The following is a 16,692-nucleotide window of genomic DNA, read 5'->3' as shown; positions in this document are numbered from 1 at the left end:
TGATTCCATGTTCGCCAATCCGGTCGCACAGGGGCGGGGCGGCCAGAGTCAAGGAGTTGACCGTATGGTCCTGAGCAAACTGTTTTTAAAAAGCCTTGTTGTGGCGGCCGTGGCTGTTCTGGTCCTGCCAGCCGGGGGTGTTCAGGCACAAACAGCCCTGCAGACCCAGATCCAGGCATCCCGTATCGGGGTTGAGGCCCCGAAGGTCTATAACGCGTCTACTTTTACGCTGGACAATGGCCTGCAGGTGGTGGTGGTGGAAAATCACCGGATGCCGGTCGTGTCGCACATGGTGTGGTACAAGGTTGGTGCGGCCGATGAACCACCGGGTCAGTCCGGTCTGGCCCATCTTCTTGAACATATGATGTTCAAGGGGACAGAGACCCTGAAGCCCGGCGAATTTTCAGCGCTTGTTGCCCGCAATGGCGGCCGGGTAAATGCCTTTACCAGCTCTGACTATACGGCCTACTTCCAGAATATTGCGGTTGATCGCCTGCCTTTGGTCATGAAGCTGGAAGCGGACCGCATGCGCAATCTGGCCTTTGATGAAAAGGAATTCCTGACCGAACGGGATGTCGTGATCCAGGAACGCCTGATGCGTACAGAGAACGAGCCCGACGCCCAGCTGTATGAACGGGCATCCATGGCCCTGTGGGTCAATCACCCCTACCGCAACCCGATTGTTGGATGGATGGACGAGCTGTCGGCGCTGACGCGTCAGAATGCACTCGACTTTTACAAGAAGTGGTATGCGCCGGATAATGCGATCCTTGTGATCAGTGGTGATGTGACCGTGGATCAGGTGCGCAATCTGGCCGAGACCTATTACGGGTCCCTGTCCCGTGGGCCGGGCGTACAGCGCCTGCGCAACCGTCAAGCGCCTCCCGATGCTGTTGTGCGGGTTGATATGGCTCATCCCAATGTGACCCAGCTGCGCTGGGGGCGTCGGTACAGGGTGCCAAGCATCAATACGGCCCCGGCGCGCCAGGACACACTGGCCCTTTCGGTCCTGTCGGATATTCTGGGTGGCGGCCAGCTTGGCCGGCTGTACCGGGATCTGGTGATCAAGCGCAAGCTGGCCGTTGATGCTGGCGCATCCTATGATTCGTTGGCTGTGGATGATGGTGTGTTTGACATTTATGCCATGCCCCGTCCGGGTGTGTCCGTGGCCGAGCTGGAAAAGGCGGTTGATGAGGTCGTCCAGGGGCTGCTGCGCGATGGCCTGGCCGTGGCCGAGGTTGAAGACGTCAAGACCCGCATGCAGGCCGGGGCGATCTATGCCCGCGACAGCCTGCAAGGACCGGCCTATCGCATCGGCATGGCCTTGAGCGTCGGTGATACGCTGGAATCGGTGGAAACATGGCCTCAGCAAATCGCCGGGGTTGGTCGTGATGATGTGATGAAGGCTGCGCGCACCTGGCTGCGTGACCAGGCTGCCGTGACCGCTGTCCTGAAACCCGGAGGCAGGTCATGAGTGGTTATGCCGGTGTTTTGCACAAGGGAGCTTTTGTGATGGGAATTGTCCGTTCGCACGGTCTTGCCGGCTTGGTTCTTCTTTTCCTGCTGGCTGTGGCCGTTCCGGCACGGGCCTTTACCGTGCAACAGGTTGTCAGTCCCGGCGGGATATCTGCCTGGCTGGTCGAGGATCATACCCTGCCTGTTGTTTCTGTGGCCTTCGGGTTTGCGGGCGGCGCGGCAACCGATCCGGTCGGCAAGGAAGGTCGTGCCTACATGACCGCCGCCATGCTGGGGGAGGGAGCCGGCAAGCTCGACAGCCAGGCTTTCCGCAGGGTGCTGGAAACCCAGGCCATCAATCTGGGCTATGGCAGCAGCATGGACGCAACAACCGGCTTTCTGCTGACCACAACGGGAACGCTGGACGAGGCCTTTGACCTGTTGCGCCTGACGCTCACCGCGCCGCGCTTTGACAAAGCTCCCCTGGAGCGTCTGCGCCACGAGTACACGGCATCCCTGTCCCTGAAGCAGGAAGATCCCGGGGACGCTGCCGGGCGGACCATGACGGCCCTGCTGTTCGGTGATCATCCCTACGCCCGTCCCCTGGAAGGAACGCCGCAGTCCATCCGTTCCATGCGGGTGAAGGACTTGCGGGCCCATATGAAAAGCAGCATGACCCGCGACCGCCTGAAAATTGGCGTGGCCGGGGATCTGACCCCCTCGCAGCTGGGGACTTTGCTGGACCAGACCTTTGGATCTTTGCCGGCAACCGGAACGGCGCCGGCCATTTCCCCTGTTGTTCCAGCCCTGGACGGACGTGTCACGGTGGTGGACATGGATGTGCCCCAGTCTGTGGTCCTGTTCAACGATCAGGGTATTGATCCCCGCGATCCGGATATCTATGCCGCCATGCTGATGGATTATGTTCTGGGGGCAGGGTCCTTTGCGTCCCGCCTGATGAATGAAGTCCGCGAGAAACGTGGCCTGGTATACGGGATCAGCACGTCCTTGCGAGGGCTGGACAAGGCGTCTTTCCTGTCCGGGCATTTTGCCACATCGGGGGACAAGGTGGCCGAGGCCATGGACCTTGTGCGTGCGGAGTGGCGCAAGATGGCCGAGGATGGTGTGACCGAGGACGAGCTGGATGCAGCCAAGGCCAACCTGGCCGGCTCCTGGCCGCTGGGGATGACATCAACCGGCAACATTGCGAACCGCCTGTATGACTGGCAGGCCTATGATCGGTCGCCGGATTACTTCAATGTGCGCAATGCCCGCCTGCAGGCCGTGACCAGGGAGGATATCAAGCGTGTTGCCCGCCGGATCCTGGATGAAAAGCGTCTGACGTTTGTGATTGCCGGGCGTCCACAGGGGGTGGAGTCAACCCCCGCGCCCTGATACGTTTCCGGAACCGGACCTGCAGAAACAGCAGGTCCGGTTTCCGTTTTGCACCGGTGCGGCAGACAAGACAGGGCGGTTATTCCGGCGTATTATGCGCCCGCCATTCTGTTGTCCTGTTCTTCCGGAGCTGTCATGTCCGTTCTCCTCCAGACTGTTTCCCGCGATGCCCTTGGGGTGCATGCCGCAGCATGGGCCGACCTGCACCTGCGGTCGCTGTTCGATACAGATCCGGACCGGGCCGCCCGCTACAGCCTGGAGCTGGACGGTCTGTTGCTTGACTATTCACGGAACTACATCACCGACCAGACCCTGGGGCTGTTGTTCGACCTAGCGCGCGAACGCCGGCTGGAGGCAGCGCGTGACCAGATGTTTGACGGGGTTGCCATCAACCGGACTGAAAACCGTCCCGTCCTGCACACCGCCCTGCGCAATCGGGCATCGGTTCCGGTTCTGGTGGATGGTCAGGATGTGATGCCCGATGTCAACCGGGTCCTGGCCCGGATGAAGACGTTCGTGGGGGCCGTGCGTGACGGGATCTGGCGCGGGGCGACCGGCCTGCCGGTTGAAACTGTTGTCAACATCGGTATCGGCGGGTCCGATCTTGGCCCCCGGATGGTCACACGCGCCCTGTCCCCATGGCAGCGCGATGACCTGAGTGTGCATTTTGTATCCAATATCGATGCAACCGACCTGATGGGGGTCCTGAAGAGCTGTCGGCCGGAAACAACCCTGTTCATCGTGGCCTCCAAAACCTTCACGACGGAAGAAACGCTGACCAATGCCCACACGGCGCGGGCTTGGCTGGTATCTGTTCTGGGGGAAGCAGCGGTAGACCGCCACTTTGTGGCCGTGTCCACCAACACAGAGGCCGTTCGCGCCTTTGGCATCAACCCGGCCAACATGTTCGGGTTCTGGGACTGGGTTGGCGGGCGTTACTCCCTGTGGTCCGCCATTGGCCTGCCGGTGGCCCTGGCCATCGGGTTTGACCGTTTTGAACAGTTGCTGGACGGGGCAGCGGCCATGGACACCCACTTCCGGACCGCGCCACTGGAACGGAACATGCCGGTGATTCTCGGCCTTCTGGGGGTGTGGTATACAACATGGTTCGGAGCCCCGGCACACGCGGTGCTGCCCTATGACCAGTACCTTGAGCATCTGCCGTCGTACCTGCAGCAGCTGGACATGGAATCCAACGGCAAGACCGTTACGCTGGAGGGTATGCCGGTCGGGGGACACACCGGCCCCATTGTGTTCGGGCAGGCCGGAACCAACGGCCAGCACAGCTTCTATCAGTTGCTGCACCAGGGCAGCTGGCTGATCCCGTGCGACTTTATTGCGGCGGCCACATCGTACAATGCGGTTGGCGATCATCACCTCAGGCTGTTGAGCAATTTCTTCGCCCAGCCCGAGGCCTTGATGCGGGGCAAGACGGAAGAGGAGGTGCGCGCTGAACTCAGGGACAGCGGCCTGTCGGCCCCTGCCGTGGACAGTCTGGCGCCGCATCGCGTGTTTTCCGGCAACCGGCCCAGTAACTCGATCCTGCTGCGCAGCCTCGATCCCCGTACCCTGGGGATGCTGATCGCCCTTTATGAGCACAAGGTGTTTGTCCAGGGGGTGATGTGGCAGGTCAACAGCTTTGACCAGTGGGGGGTGGAGCTTGGCAAGCAGCTGGCCCGCGCCATTGTGCCGGAGCTGGTGGGACAGGAGCGTGTGGACAGCCACGATGCATCCACCAACGCCCTGATCAACCGCTACAAGGCTTGGCGCGTCCCGTCATGAGCATCCGCCTTCTGCCATCGGTCCTGGTCAACCGGATTGCAGCCGGCGAGGTGGTCGAGCGGCCGGCCTCTGCCGTCAAGGAACTGGTGGAGAACGCCATCGATGCCGGGGCGCGCCGGATTGATGTGACCATGACCGACGGCGGCCGGGCGGTGATTGCCGTGGTGGACGACGGGCGCGGCATGACGCCGGAGGAACTGCCCCTGGCGGTGGAGCGTCACGCCACATCCAAGCTGCCCGGCGATGATCTGCTGGACATTGCCTTCCTGGGCTTCCGGGGAGAGGCTCTGCCATCGGTTGGATCTGTGGCCCGCCTGACCCTGACCAGCCGTCCGCCGGGCCAGGACAGCGCTTGGTCGTTGACTGTTGATGGCGGATGCAAGGGCGAGCCGGTGCCCGCTGCCCATCCTCCCGGCACCCGGGTGGAGGTGCGCGACCTGTTTTATGCCACCCCGGCCCGGCTGAAGTTCCTGAAAGCACCCCGCACGGAATTCCTGCATGCCCAGGACGTGATCCAGCGTTTGGCCATGGCCCATCCCGGGATTGCGTTTTCCCTGACCGGCGACGGGCGCACGGTTCTGCGGCTGCATGCCGGGGCTGGCCTGGATCCAGAAGCTGACCGCCTCAAACGGCTGGCGGCGGTGTTGGGGCAGGATTTTGCCGACAACGCCCTGCCGGTGCAGGCGGTGCGGGAAGGGGTCCGCCTTGGCGGGTATGTCGGTCTGCCGACCTTCAATCGTGGCAATGCAACGTACCAGTATATGTTCGTCAACGGGCGCCCGGTGCGGGATCGTTTGTTGTCCGGCGCGGTGCGTGGCGCCTACCGGGATTTTCTGGCCCACGACCGGCACCCGGTCCTGGCCCTGTATCTGGATCTTCCGGCAGAGGAAGTGGACGTCAACGTCCATCCGGCCAAGGCCGAGGTGCGGTTCCGTGATCCGGCACTGGTGCGCGGGTTGATTGTCGGGGCCATCCGCCATGCCCTGAACGGGGCCGGTCACCGGGCTTCCACCACGGTGGCGGAGCAGGCCCTGGCCGCCATGACCCGGCCTTCGGCAGGGGGGCATCATCCGTCTTCTTTCCTGCCCGGGCGTTCGGTGGTGTCAGCCCGGGCGATGCATCCGGATCCTGCCTTGTCTGGCCTGGCCCTGGCGGCACAGGCTCCGGCAGCGCTGCCGGGTATGGCCGACAGTGTCGGGCTGCCGCACCTGGATGACAGGCCGTCGGCCCGGCCGGTTCCGGTATCCGACCCCGGCGATGCGACCGTGGCGGCATCCTGTCCGCTGGGCGTGGCACGGGGGCAGGTGCACAACACCTATATTGTTGCCCAGACCGCCGATGGCCTGGTGATTGTGGATCAGCATGCCGCCCATGAACGCCTGGTCTATGAACGCATGAAGCAGGTTCTGGACCGGGAAGGGGTTCGTCGCCAGATGCTGCTGATCCCCGAAGTGGTGGATCTGGACGAGGCATCGGCCACCCGCCTGTGTGCCCGGGCCGACGAACTGCGTGAGCTTGGCCTGGTGCTGGAACCCTTCGGGTCCGGCGCCGTGGTGGTGCGTGAAATCCCGGCACTGCTGGGGGATACGGATGTCCAGGGACTGGTGCGGGATCTGGCCGATGACTTGGCTGATCTGGGCGAGGCTCTGGCCCTGAAGGAGCGTCTGGCCCACGTGTGCGGGACCATGGCCTGCCACGGCAGTGTCCGGGCCGGGCGTGCCCTGCGGGCCGAGGAAATGAATGCCTTGCTGCGGCAGATGGAGCAGACCCCCCATTCCGGGCAATGCAACCATGGCCGCCCGACCTATGTGGAATTGAAACTGCGCGATATTGAAAAGCTGTTTGGCCGCCGCTAGGGGAAAAGGGGAGGAGGCCCGATGCTGCTGGAAGCCCTGCGTCATGCCCTGATCCGCTGTCCACCGCCGCTGAAGGCGATGGGCGTTCTGTATGACCTTCTGGCCCTGGAAAGCCGGTACCGTCGTTGCCGTGCCGCGTGGGAACCTCACCTGCAGCAGGCCCGCGACGGTATGCTGGATCTTCTGGGATCGCCGACCGGCGGAGGGTGTGTGGCCGTTCTGGGGTCGGGCCTGTTATTGGATATTCCGCTTGATGAACTGTGCCGGCGTTTTGACCGGGTTGTCCTGGTGGATTTATTCCACATGCCTGCCGTGCGGCGGCGCTGTGCCAGCCTGCCCGGAGTGGAGCTGGTCGAGACCGACCTGACCGGGGTGATGGCGCACTGGGGTGCCGTCCAGTCCGGACAGGAGCTGCCGGTTCCGGTTCCGGTGTTGCCGCAGGCTGATGCGGTCATCAGCGCCAATATTCTCAGCCAGCTGTCTTTTCGTCTGGCCGGGCATGCCTTTGCCACCGGATTGTGGACCCCCGATGCCCTGTCCCGTTGGGAATGTGCGCTGAAGCAGGCCCATGTCGATGCCCTGTCCCGGCATCAGGGTGGGCCTGCGATCCTGCTGACCGATCACACCCGTATCCTGCGTTCCGTTGTCAGCGGAGAGGATCTGACCCGCTCCCCCCTGCTGTCGGGCGTTATCTTGCCGGAGGCCGTGTGTCAACGCACATGGGCGTGGACCATCGCTCCGGCCCCGGAAGAAAGCCGTCGCCACGATGTGGTGCATCAGGTGTGCATCGGTCGTGTTGATGCTGCACCCCCGCCCCCTGTGCAGGACAGCGGGGTTGCAGCGTCTGTTCAGACCAGGTAACGCCGGGTCAGGTGGGCCTTGAACACGCCGCTATCCAGCGGTTTTCCGGTTGCCTGGACCAGCAGTTCGCGGGTGGACAGGCTGGATGCCTTCTCGTGCACGTTCGGGCGCAGCCAGGCCAGCAGTGGCGCAAAGTCCCCCTCCGCAAGGGAGCGGGGAATGTCCGGGTTGTGCAAAACGGCGGCAGCATAAAGCTGGGCGGCGGTCATGGCCCCCAGGGTATAGGTTGGGAAGTAACCGATCAGCCCGTCAAACCAGTGCACGTCCTGCATTACCCCGTGGCAGTGGTCGGGAACCGGAATGCCCAGAAGACGTTCGAACCCTTCGTTCCACGCGCCGGGCAGGTCGGCAACCTCCAGCGTGCCTTCTACCATCGCCCGCTCCAGGCGATAGCGCAGGATAACGTGCAGCGGATAGGTAACTTCATCCGCATTGACCCGGATATACCCGCGCCTGACCCGGATGGCGCGGCGGTGCTGGGCTTCGTCCGTCCAGTTGTCACCGTTGACGCCAAAGCGTTCACGCACCAGCGGGCCGAGGAAACTGAAAAAATCCCGCGATCGTCCGGCCTGCATTTCCATCAGCAGTGACTGGCTCTCGTGCACACTCATGCCACGGGCCAGCCCCACCGGCTGCCGCCGCCATGCTGCCGGCAGGCCCCGTTCATACAGACCATGCCCGGTTTCATGAATCACCCCCATCAGGGCGCTGGAATAGTCTCCGGTATCGTAACGGGTGGTAATGCGCACATCCCCCGGGGTTCCACCACAGAAGGGATGTGCCGATACGTCCAGCCGTCCGTGCCGGAAATCAAACCCCATGGCCTGCATGATCGTTCGTCCCAGCGTTTCCTGGGCTGTCCGGTCATAGGGGCCGGGCGGGATGTCCGCAACGTCTCCCTGATGATCCAGCACCGCATCCAGGAAGGGAGGCAGGAACGATTCAAGATCGGCAAACAGCGGGTCGATTGCGGCGCAGGACCCGCCGGGTTCAAACTGGTCAAGCAGCGCATCATAAACGGTGCAGCCCATTGCCTCGGCCTTGGCCTGTGCGCTGTGCCGGGTCAGGGCCACAACCTGTTCCAGCGCCGGGCGAACCGCTGCAAAATCAGACTTCGCCCGCGCCTGGCGCCAGATTCCCTCGCAGGATGAAACGGCACGGCTGGTGGCTTCGACCAGATCACCGGGGACCGCGGTGGCATGCGCCCGGGTCCGGCGCATTTCCCGCAGGTTTGCGGCCTGCCAAGGGTTCAGGTCAGCTTCTGCCGCCTGTTCGATCAGATCTCCCACATGCGGGGCCGTGATCATGTCGTGTGCCAGGGCGGCCAGGGTTGCCAGCTGTTCGCCACGGTCTGCCCCGCCCCCCTCGGGCATCATGACCGATGAATCCCAGTGCAGAAGCCCTTCGGCTTCCTGCAGGGCGGCAAGGCGGGCAAACTGTTTTTCCAGGGAATGATAGGCATCCATGGCCCGGGTCATCGTGGCGGGTATCCTGTTCGGCAAGGGTGGAAACATTCGTGTCCACAGGGTAGTCTGCTTCCCCCGTCTTGAGAACCCCACGCAGAATAAGGATATTATGCTATGTCTGCTCCCGGTGTTGCGGTTGTCCTGTCCGGTTATGGTGTGCGTGACGGGGTTGGAACCCACGAGCCGGTGCGGGCCTGAGAGACAGGGTGCGGTGGACAAAACATCTTGCATTTGTGGCGCGTTGCTGGTGAACTGCCTCTTCCGCGTATAGCTGTTGCATATTAACGCATAATGGTTGTGCTCTCCGGTCACCCCGGAACAGAAAAATAAAAAGGGATCTGTCTGTTTTGCTATCCAGTACCAGTGAACAGGTGATCAGGCAGGTGCAGGGCATGCGCGTGGCCCTGCTGCCGGTTGTCAGCTTGCACAGCGCGCGCTGTATCGGGTACGAGGCTGTCCTGGTTGATGGCAGCGACGACACAGGATCTGCACAAGGTCTCCAGCCGCTTTTCGTGCAGGCTGCTGCTGCCGGGGTTCTGTCCGATGTTACGGCCGAGGTATTCCGGTTGGCCCTGCATGCGTTTGTGCAGTGTCCCCGGTGGGAAGAAAACCAGCTTTTTGTCAGCATGGATGTGCGTGTACTGGGGTGTTCGGATCGTCTGGCTCCACAGCTGGGTGCGTTGATGGAATCCTGTGGGGTCGATCGCGGTCGTGTGGTTCTGGCACTGGAAGCCCATGGACCGGTTCGGGTTTGCGATGAGGCTATGGAAGGCCTGAATGCTCTGCGGGCTGTGGCCGGCCGGGTTGCCATCAGCCATTTCGGCACCGGGTCGTCCGGTCTCCTGCTTCTGTTCTTGGCCAATCCGGATTATATCCAGCTTGACCGTTTCTTTATTACAGGCGGCCTGAGCAGCAGCCGTCGCCGCATTTTCCTGGGGCACATGGTTAACCTGGCCCATCTTCTTGGGGTTCGAGTCATGGCCCGGGGTGTCGAGACCGAGCAGGAGTATCTGGCTTGCCGCGAGGCCGGTCTTGATTTGGTTCAGGGCCCCCTGTTCGGTGCGGAGTCCGATCGCTGTTGTCCTGATATGGAGCAGGTGCTTGCCCGTGCGCGGGATATCAACGCCCGTGACCGCCGGCGTGCGGAAACGGACCAGGATCTGGTCCAGGCCCGCATCACCCGTATTCCCCCTATCCCGGAAGATGCGCAGCTGGCCGATGTGCTGGAGCGGTTCCGTCTTGACAGCACCCACACGTTTTTCCCGGTTGTATCCTGCGACGGGGAACCGCTGGGCCTGGTGCGCGAACAGACGCTGAAGAATTATGTGTACGCGCCGTATGGCAAGGAGCTGTTGTCGAACAAGGGCTATGCCCGTCAACTGCGGGATTTTCTCTGGCCCTGTCCAGTAGCCGATATCCGGACCAGTGCGGAGAAGATCCTGGAGATTTTTTCGGCTGACGAGGATTCCGAGGGTATCATCATTACTGCCGACGGATGCTATGCCGGCTTTTTGTCTGCCCGTTCCCTGCTGCGGCTTCTGAATGAAAAGAACCTGGCCGTGGCGCGGGACCAGAATCCGCTGACCCGCTTGCCGGGCAATACGATGATCAACGCATACATGGCCCGGGTGATGGAGGACAGCCAGTCATCCTGGTGTATTGTTTACTTTGATTTTGATGGATTCAAGCCGTTCAACGACACCTATGGATTCCGGCAGGGGGACCGGGCGATTGTCCTGTTTGCCAATCTTCTGGTGCGCGATCTGCGTCGTGATGATGTGTTTATTGGCCACATCGGTGGTGATGATTTTGTTGCCGGGTTCCGCAACATCAGCCCTGAAATGGTCCTGGAGCGCGTGCGCGACCTGACCGCGTGTTTTCGTCGAGATGTTGAAAGTTTTTATGATCCGGATGCCCGCCGCAACGGCTACATTGTGGCTTCTGACAGAAACGGGACCCGGCAGTATTTTCCGCTTCTGTCCGCTTCGGCGGCGGTTGTGCACATTCCACAAGGGGCCGGGGGGCGTTGCTGTGATCATCTGGCCGAGACCATGGCCCGGCTGAAGTCGGAAGCCAAGGCTGCGCCAGACCGGATTGTTGTGGCCTGTCTGGGGGAACCGGTCCGCAGGGCTAGCGCCCCTCCCGCCACCATGCCAGAACCAGTGTTCCCAGAATAAGTATTGCGGCCACGCCAGCGGGTAGCAACGGTGTCGTGTGCACGCCGCTGCTGATGTGGGCTTCGTTGCGGCGCATGCCGATCCAGGACGGACCGCCATGGCGTCTTGCGTCGGGGTCGATGCTGCGCAGCTGTGGCACGCCGTCCTGTGCCAGCCAGATGATGCTGCCTCCGGCTGCCTGACTCAAGGGGGCCAGCATGCGGTCGGTGGTGATCAGGGAGGCACGCTCCGGGCTGGTGCCAGTTCCCGATGCGGTGACAATGCGGCGGCTTCCATCATCAACAGACCAGATTCCCGGCTTGGTTGCTTCTGTCTGCACCTGTTCCCGTCCCGGCGCGACCGTGTGCAAGGTGGCGGTGACCTGGTTTCCGTCCGGGTCGGTGATGGTAACTCCGTGCCGGTTTGCCGGCGGGTCGGACAGGCTGCGCCGGGTTATTGTCATGATGCCGGTATCGGCGGCGATGGCCGCATGCAGGGATTCTTCTTCCAGCGCGGGTTCGGCCAGCAGCCAGTTGACCAGCCGACGCAGCAGCTCGGCCTGTGGTCCGCCACCGTCCCAGCCCCGGGCCCACAGCCACAGGGTATCAGACAGAATGACTGCGCTGCGGCCTTTTTCGACACGTTCCAGAACCAGCAGGGGGGCTTCTCGCGGGGCCCGCATCAGGGTTGTTCCCCGGGTCGGGCTGGCTTCAACATATTGCAGCCAGGCCCCCCACGATGGAGCCTGGCCCTGCGTTCCGGAATCCGGCAGGCCGGCTGTAACCGGGTGGCGGAACCCGACCGGGTCCAGACCTGGTACAAAGCGCGAGCGCACCGTGCGCCCGGTTGGCTGGGCCGGAATAACGCTGGTCAGGGGTGACTCCGCCAGACTGCCGGCACCGGCGAATTCGGGACCGGCGGACAACAGCAAGGCCCCGCCATTGCGGACATAGGCCGACAGGCGTTCCAGAAACAGTCCCGGTACTAGGGATCGACGGGTGTAGCGATCAAAAATAACCAGATCGAAGTCGGCCAGCCGTTCCTCGAACAGCTCCCGGACCGGGAATGTGATCAGCGCCAGCTCGTGCAGGGGGGTGCCGTCGTCCTTGGCCGGGGGACGCAGGATGGTAAAGTGCACCAGGTCAATACCGGGGTCGGCCTTCAGCAGCCGGCGCCAGGCGCGTTCCCCGATTGCCGGCTCGCCCGAGACCAGCAGGATGCGGACACGATCGCGGATGCCGTTGATCGCCAGGGCGGTCCGGTTGTTGGTGGTGTCGGGTTCGCCTTCAAGGGGCGGAACAGACAGGCCGACAACGGTCTGTCCTGCATGGGTCAGCGGAATGGCAAGATCCTGTTTACGCCCGGGGATCACCATCCGCACCTGTGGCGGGTCGTTGTTGATGCGTACCGTCAGGGGAATGGGCGAGGACCGTTCTGCAACGCCGGTGTCGTATTCTGAAATGGTAATGCTGATGGTGGCTTCCCGTCCGATCAGGCCGAAGTCCGGGGCGGAGTCGATGTGGATCCGCCGGTCCTTCTCCCCCGGGGCCCCGGTCAGAAGGGTGTGAACCGGGGCCTTGATCCGGCTTGCCAGCGCCTGTACCGCGTCCGGGTCTGATGGCATGTCGTGCACCTGCCCGTCGGTTACCAGCACAACGGCGGCAACCGGCTGGCCGGCCAACCCGGCGACAGCTTGTTCCACCGCTCCCGTCAGCCGGGTTCCGTTCTGTCCCTGGCTGTTGACCATGACGGTGTGTGTCCGGACATGGGCATGCTGGCCGATCCGGGCCTGAAGCATTTCCACGGTGGAATCCCGCAGGGCAATGCGTTGCCCGTGCTGCATGCTGTCGCTGTCGTCCAGGACCAGCAGCACAATGTCATCCACCGGTTCCCGTGTTTCATGCACCAGGACCGGCCCGGCCAGAACAGCGCACACCACACAGGCCGGCAGAAGGCGCCATATCTCCCGGCGGCCCGATACGATCAGGCCGGGCAGGGTCAGGGCCAGCATGACCACAAACGCACCGCCGGTCAGCCACAGGGGCAGCAGCGGTTCCAGGGACAGGCTCGCCATGTCGTTGACCGGTATCATTGGGTCAACCTTTCCAGAATGGCCGGCAGATGCACCTGATCGGCCTTGTAGTCACCGGTCAGGGCGTACATCACCATGTTGATCCCGCTGCGCAGGGCCAGCTCCCGCCCGCGTTCGCCCGGAGGCACCATCGGCAGGACCGGGTGTCCCCGGCGATCGGAGGCCCATGCCCCGGCCCAGTCGGCACTGCTGGCGATAACCGGCGAAACCCCTTCGCCACGGGCGGCCTGTTCCCCGATCCACACATCGGCACCGGCAATGCGTCCGGGCAGGTTTGGCAACAGGTAAAAGCTGCGGGTCAGAACGTGGTCTTCGGGCATGCGCCGCAGGGGAGGCAGGTCCAGTGATGCCATCACTGTTCGCAGGGCGGCGGCGTTGTCAGGATGGCGTCCGTCCAGAACAAGCAGCCCGCCCCGTTCCAGATAGCGCGCGACACGGTCCCGCGTTTGTGTCGGAACCCCCACTGCACCGGGTCCGACCGGCCAGTAGATAAGGGGATAGAATTCCAGGGTATCGGTGTGCGGGTTGATCCGGCGTGGCTTGGCCAGCTCGGCCGAGGTGCGCAGGGCCAGCGCCCCGGTCAGACGTTGCAGTCCGGATTCAGTCAGGATGTCGATATCGACATCGCCGGTGGCAACCCAGGCCAGGCGTGTGTCCAGGGCATCGGTTATGTCGGGATTGTCGGCAGCGTCAGCCCGTGTTGCAGAGACAAGGGGAAGCAGGACCATCAAGGCCAGCATGGCCCCTGTCCGGCGCAAACCCTGCAACAGGCATGATCGCACGGCGGGCAGGGCATGAATCAGGCTGTCTGCCAGCAGCAGGGCCAGGGCCATGCCCAGCAGCAGCGGGCCAAGCCTGGATGCCATGCGGGTGGCTGCAGTGTCTCCGGCTATTTGTACGCGGATGCCATCTGGCCACCGGGTGCGTGCGTCCATCGCGGTTGTGCGGGTCGCCAGGGACAAGGCTTGCCGGTTGCCGGGGATGCCGTACCACCCGGGCGGATGCTCCGGCCCGACTGTGATGCGGGTTCCGGGTGTCTCGGTTGCGGCGGGAAGCGGCTTGACCCCCGCGCCCGGGGTGACAGGCTGCCCGTAACCATCCAGCACCTGCCACGGCGGCAGCGGTGTATCGCGGGATGCTGTTTCGGTGGTTCCGGCTCCCAGTCCTGCCAGACGATCCAGCAGGGCCGGGAACAGGCCGGACAAGGGCAGGGTGGTCCAGTCTGTGTTGGCCGATGTGTGGATCAACACAATCCATCCCGCCCCGGACCGCAGCCCGGTGATCAGGGGGGTTCCGTCACGCAGGCGGGCCCAGGTCCGGCTTTCCGTTTCCGGGCCGGGGTGGGCCATCAGCTGGGTGGAAACCGTAATGCCGTCCGGTACGGTCAACCCGGACAGGGGGCTGGTGCTGTCGAAGGGGGCCAGGGGCAACGGCTCCTGCCAGCTCAGCCCTTTGCCCATGAAGCGTCCCCCGGTGCGCAGCGAGACCGGCAACAGCGCCGTATCACCCCGTTCGGCCAGGGTCGTATCGGCAAACCGGATCAAAACCCCGCCCTGGTCCACCCATTGCGACAGGGGTTCCACTTCGCTGTCCGGAATGGTGCCACCCGGTATGACCACCGTTGACAGCCGCCGTGCCAGCAGTGTTGTCACCGACCCCGTATACACGGTCAGCGATCCGGCCAGCGCCCGTTCGGCATACCACGACCCTGACAGCAAAGGCAGGCTGTTGTCTCCCCGCGTGACCACACCGGCCGGCAGGCGTTGCCAGCGGTCGTCGGTCAGCTGGACTGCCCCGGCTCCAAGCGGGATCCCGCCGGGATCGGTGATGTCCAGGCGGGTGACAAGCGGGATCAGGTCCGGCTCCAGGTCCAGGGTGATGGTTGCTTCCGTTGTTCCGGCTGCTAGGGTCAGTGGCCGGGAAACCCGCACGGTGCCGTTCCGGTCCAGACCTCTGGCCACCAGGGTGCGTGGGGGCAGCTGTCCGTCATCCGGGCGTCGGGCGGTCAGCTCAATGCCCGTTGCGGTGCGTTCCGGCGGACGCAGCAGAACGGCGGTCCGTGTTGGCGGTGCCAGCAGAACGGCTACCGGACCGCGCTGCTGCAACAGCATGGCGGCTTCGTCCTGTTCCGGATGCTCCAGGCTATCACTCAGCCACAGGGTTTCCACCGTATCAGGAACCGTACCGGGGCGGTTCAGCCATGCTGCAAACGCCGCGTAGTCGGGATGATGGGGTGCCGGTGCCATCCGGCGCAGCCACGCCCGTGCATCGGCGGCAGAGCCAGGAGGGGACGCCGCCGGATACGATTCCCCCGGGCGCAGGGTGGTGGCCACAACCTGAACCGGACGCGACAGGGATGCGGCATCATCCAGAACGGTGTTCAGGGCACGGGTCCGGTCCTGCCATCCGGCTGCGGCGGCCCAGCCGGTATCAACCACAACCAACAGCGGCCGGCGGCTTTCTGCCGGCAGGCGTGCATCCATGACCGGGCCGGCCAGCCCGGCCAGGACCAGGGCCAGGATCAGCACCCGCAGCAGCAGGATCCATAACGGCGTGCGGGCCGGGGTAATGGTGCCCGGGTACATGTCGGCCAGCAGGCGCAGCGGCGGAAAGGTCATGTGCCGTTCCGGCGGCGGGGTGATGCGCAACAACCACCACACAGCCGGAAGGATGGCCAGCCCGGCCAGTATCCACGGGTTCAGGATGCTCAGGGTTCCTGTCAGCATGGCCCGCCTGTCATCCGGTGTGTTCCCAGCCTGCTGTGCAGGCCCAGCAGGACCGGCTCCAGCGAGCGGTCGGTATGGTGCAGGCTGAAGGTCCACCCGAACTGCATGGCAATGGTTTCCAGGTGGCGGCGGTGTGCTTCCAGACGGTGGCAGTAGGCCTCGCGGATATCCCGGACCCGGGATACCAGAAGGCCCGGTGTGCCCACCTGTCCGGGCTGGAAGAAGCGGATCTGCCCGTCAAAGGGCAGGTTTTCCTCGGCCGGGTCCAGAACCTGGACCAGATGACCGCGAATGCCGGCCCCGGTCCAGGTGCGCAGGGTGTGTTCTAGGGTGTCGGGCGGGTCTAGGAAATCGCCGACCAGGATCACCAGGCTGTGGCGCAACGTTCCCGGGTCCGGAGCGGGCAGGGCCCGTTCTGTTTCCGGTGCCGGTGTTTCCAGATGTGTTGCCATGCGGATCAGGGCCGGGCGTCCGCTGCCGGGGGGCATGCGCGGGGACAGAAGGGCAACCTGTTCCCCCGCCCAGAGTCCCAGACAGGCCAGGGTCAGGACCAGCAGCCGGGCATGGTCGCGCTTTTCCGGAAGATGGGGGGATGAATGCCAGGCCATCGACGGGCCATCGGCACACCAGAACCACAGGCTGCGTGCCGAGACCTGTTCCTGCTGGCGGATATGCAGGTTGTCCCGCCGGGCACTCTGGCGCCAGTCGATGGCCGAGGTGGTATCCCCGTTCTCCCAGGGGCGGAACTGCCAGAATGAATCTCCGTAGCCGGCGGTCCGTCGTCTGTGGTTGCCCCCGCGCAGGGTGGCGGCAGCCTGTTCGGCTTTCAGCAGCAGCGGAGGCAGGTTTGCCGCCAGTCCTTCCGCCCGGTGATACAGTGACAGTGCCCCTGGTTTCACGGTC

The 16,692-nt window shown here is 63.8% G+C and carries 10 protein-coding genes; 6 read left to right on the top strand and 4 right to left on the bottom strand.

From position 1 onward, the window contains the following. The first annotated feature begins 64 nt into the window (after window positions 1-64). The 5 genes from HEQ61_RS05650 (at window position 65) to HEQ61_RS05630 (ending at window position 7,349) form a co-directional block, all read left to right on the top strand. Complete coding sequence (locus tag HEQ61_RS05650; RefSeq protein ID WP_168020307.1) at window positions 65-1,474, top strand: M16 family metallopeptidase; 1,410 nt, start codon at window positions 65-67, stop codon at window positions 1,472-1,474. Then, window positions 1,471-2,850, top strand: coding sequence for a M16 family metallopeptidase (locus HEQ61_RS05645; protein WP_168020306.1), 1,380 nt, complete (start codon window positions 1,471-1,473; stop codon window positions 2,848-2,850). Before HEQ61_RS05650 ends, HEQ61_RS05645 begins: the two co-directional genes overlap by 4 nt. 135 nt (window positions 2,851-2,985) lie before the next feature. After that, window positions 2,986-4,632, top strand: a complete 1,647-nt coding sequence (gene pgi, locus HEQ61_RS05640) for a glucose-6-phosphate isomerase (RefSeq protein ID WP_168020305.1) — start codon at window positions 2,986-2,988, stop codon at window positions 4,630-4,632. Then, window positions 4,629-6,488, top strand: coding sequence for a DNA mismatch repair endonuclease MutL (gene mutL / locus HEQ61_RS05635; protein ID WP_168020304.1), 1,860 nt, complete (start codon window positions 4,629-4,631; stop codon window positions 6,486-6,488). Before pgi ends, mutL begins: the two co-directional genes overlap by 4 nt. A gap of 21 nt (window positions 6,489-6,509) precedes the next feature. After that, window positions 6,510-7,349 (top strand): hypothetical protein, encoded by an 840-nt coding sequence (locus HEQ61_RS05630; protein WP_168020303.1) that lies wholly within the window; start codon window positions 6,510-6,512, stop codon window positions 7,347-7,349. Here HEQ61_RS05630 and HEQ61_RS05625 read toward each other — a convergent pair. Continuing rightward, the gene (locus HEQ61_RS05625; protein WP_168020302.1) at window positions 7,337-8,827 is read right to left on the bottom strand and encodes a carboxypeptidase M32; all 1,491 of its coding nucleotides are present in this window, start codon (window positions 8,825-8,827) and stop codon (window positions 7,337-7,339) included. The two genes, HEQ61_RS05630 and HEQ61_RS05625, sit on opposite strands and share 13 nt — an antisense overlap. A 380-nt stretch (window positions 8,828-9,207) precedes the next feature. Here HEQ61_RS05625 and HEQ61_RS05620 point away from each other — a divergent pair, with 380 nt between their 5' ends. Then, entirely contained in the window at window positions 9,208-10,992 is a 1,785-nt protein-coding gene (locus HEQ61_RS05620; RefSeq protein WP_168020301.1) for a bifunctional diguanylate cyclase/phosphodiesterase, read from the top strand. On the opposite strand, the gene HEQ61_RS05615 is transcribed toward HEQ61_RS05620, so the two are convergent. Genes HEQ61_RS05615 through HEQ61_RS05605 form a run of 3 tightly spaced genes read right to left on the bottom strand, consistent with a single transcriptional unit; the run spans window position 10,946 to window position 16,688 of the window. Then, window positions 10,946-13,063 carry a hypothetical protein gene (locus HEQ61_RS05615; RefSeq protein ID WP_168020300.1) on the bottom strand — a complete coding sequence of 706 codons (2,118 nt, stop codon included), beginning with the start codon at window positions 13,061-13,063 and terminating at the stop codon, window positions 10,946-10,948. The genes HEQ61_RS05620 and HEQ61_RS05615 overlap by 47 nt on opposite strands. Then, window positions 13,060-15,789 carry a DUF4159 domain-containing protein gene (locus tag HEQ61_RS05610; protein ID WP_168020298.1) on the bottom strand — a complete coding sequence of 910 codons (2,730 nt, stop codon included), beginning with the start codon at window positions 15,787-15,789 and terminating at the stop codon, window positions 13,060-13,062. Before HEQ61_RS05610 ends, HEQ61_RS05615 begins: the two co-directional genes overlap by 4 nt. Next, window positions 15,783-16,688 (bottom strand): DUF58 domain-containing protein, encoded by a 906-nt coding sequence (locus HEQ61_RS05605; RefSeq protein ID WP_168020296.1) that lies wholly within the window; start codon window positions 16,686-16,688, stop codon window positions 15,783-15,785. The genes HEQ61_RS05610 and HEQ61_RS05605 overlap by 7 nt, the downstream gene beginning before the upstream one ends. Window positions 16,689-16,692: the final 4 nt, after the last annotated feature.

Origin of the sequence: Haematospirillum sp. H4485, assembly GCF_012102745.1 — a bacterium.
GTDB lineage: Bacteria > Pseudomonadota > Alphaproteobacteria > Rhodospirillales > Rhodospirillaceae > Haematospirillum.
This window is presented reverse-complemented; position numbering and strand designations above follow the sequence as displayed.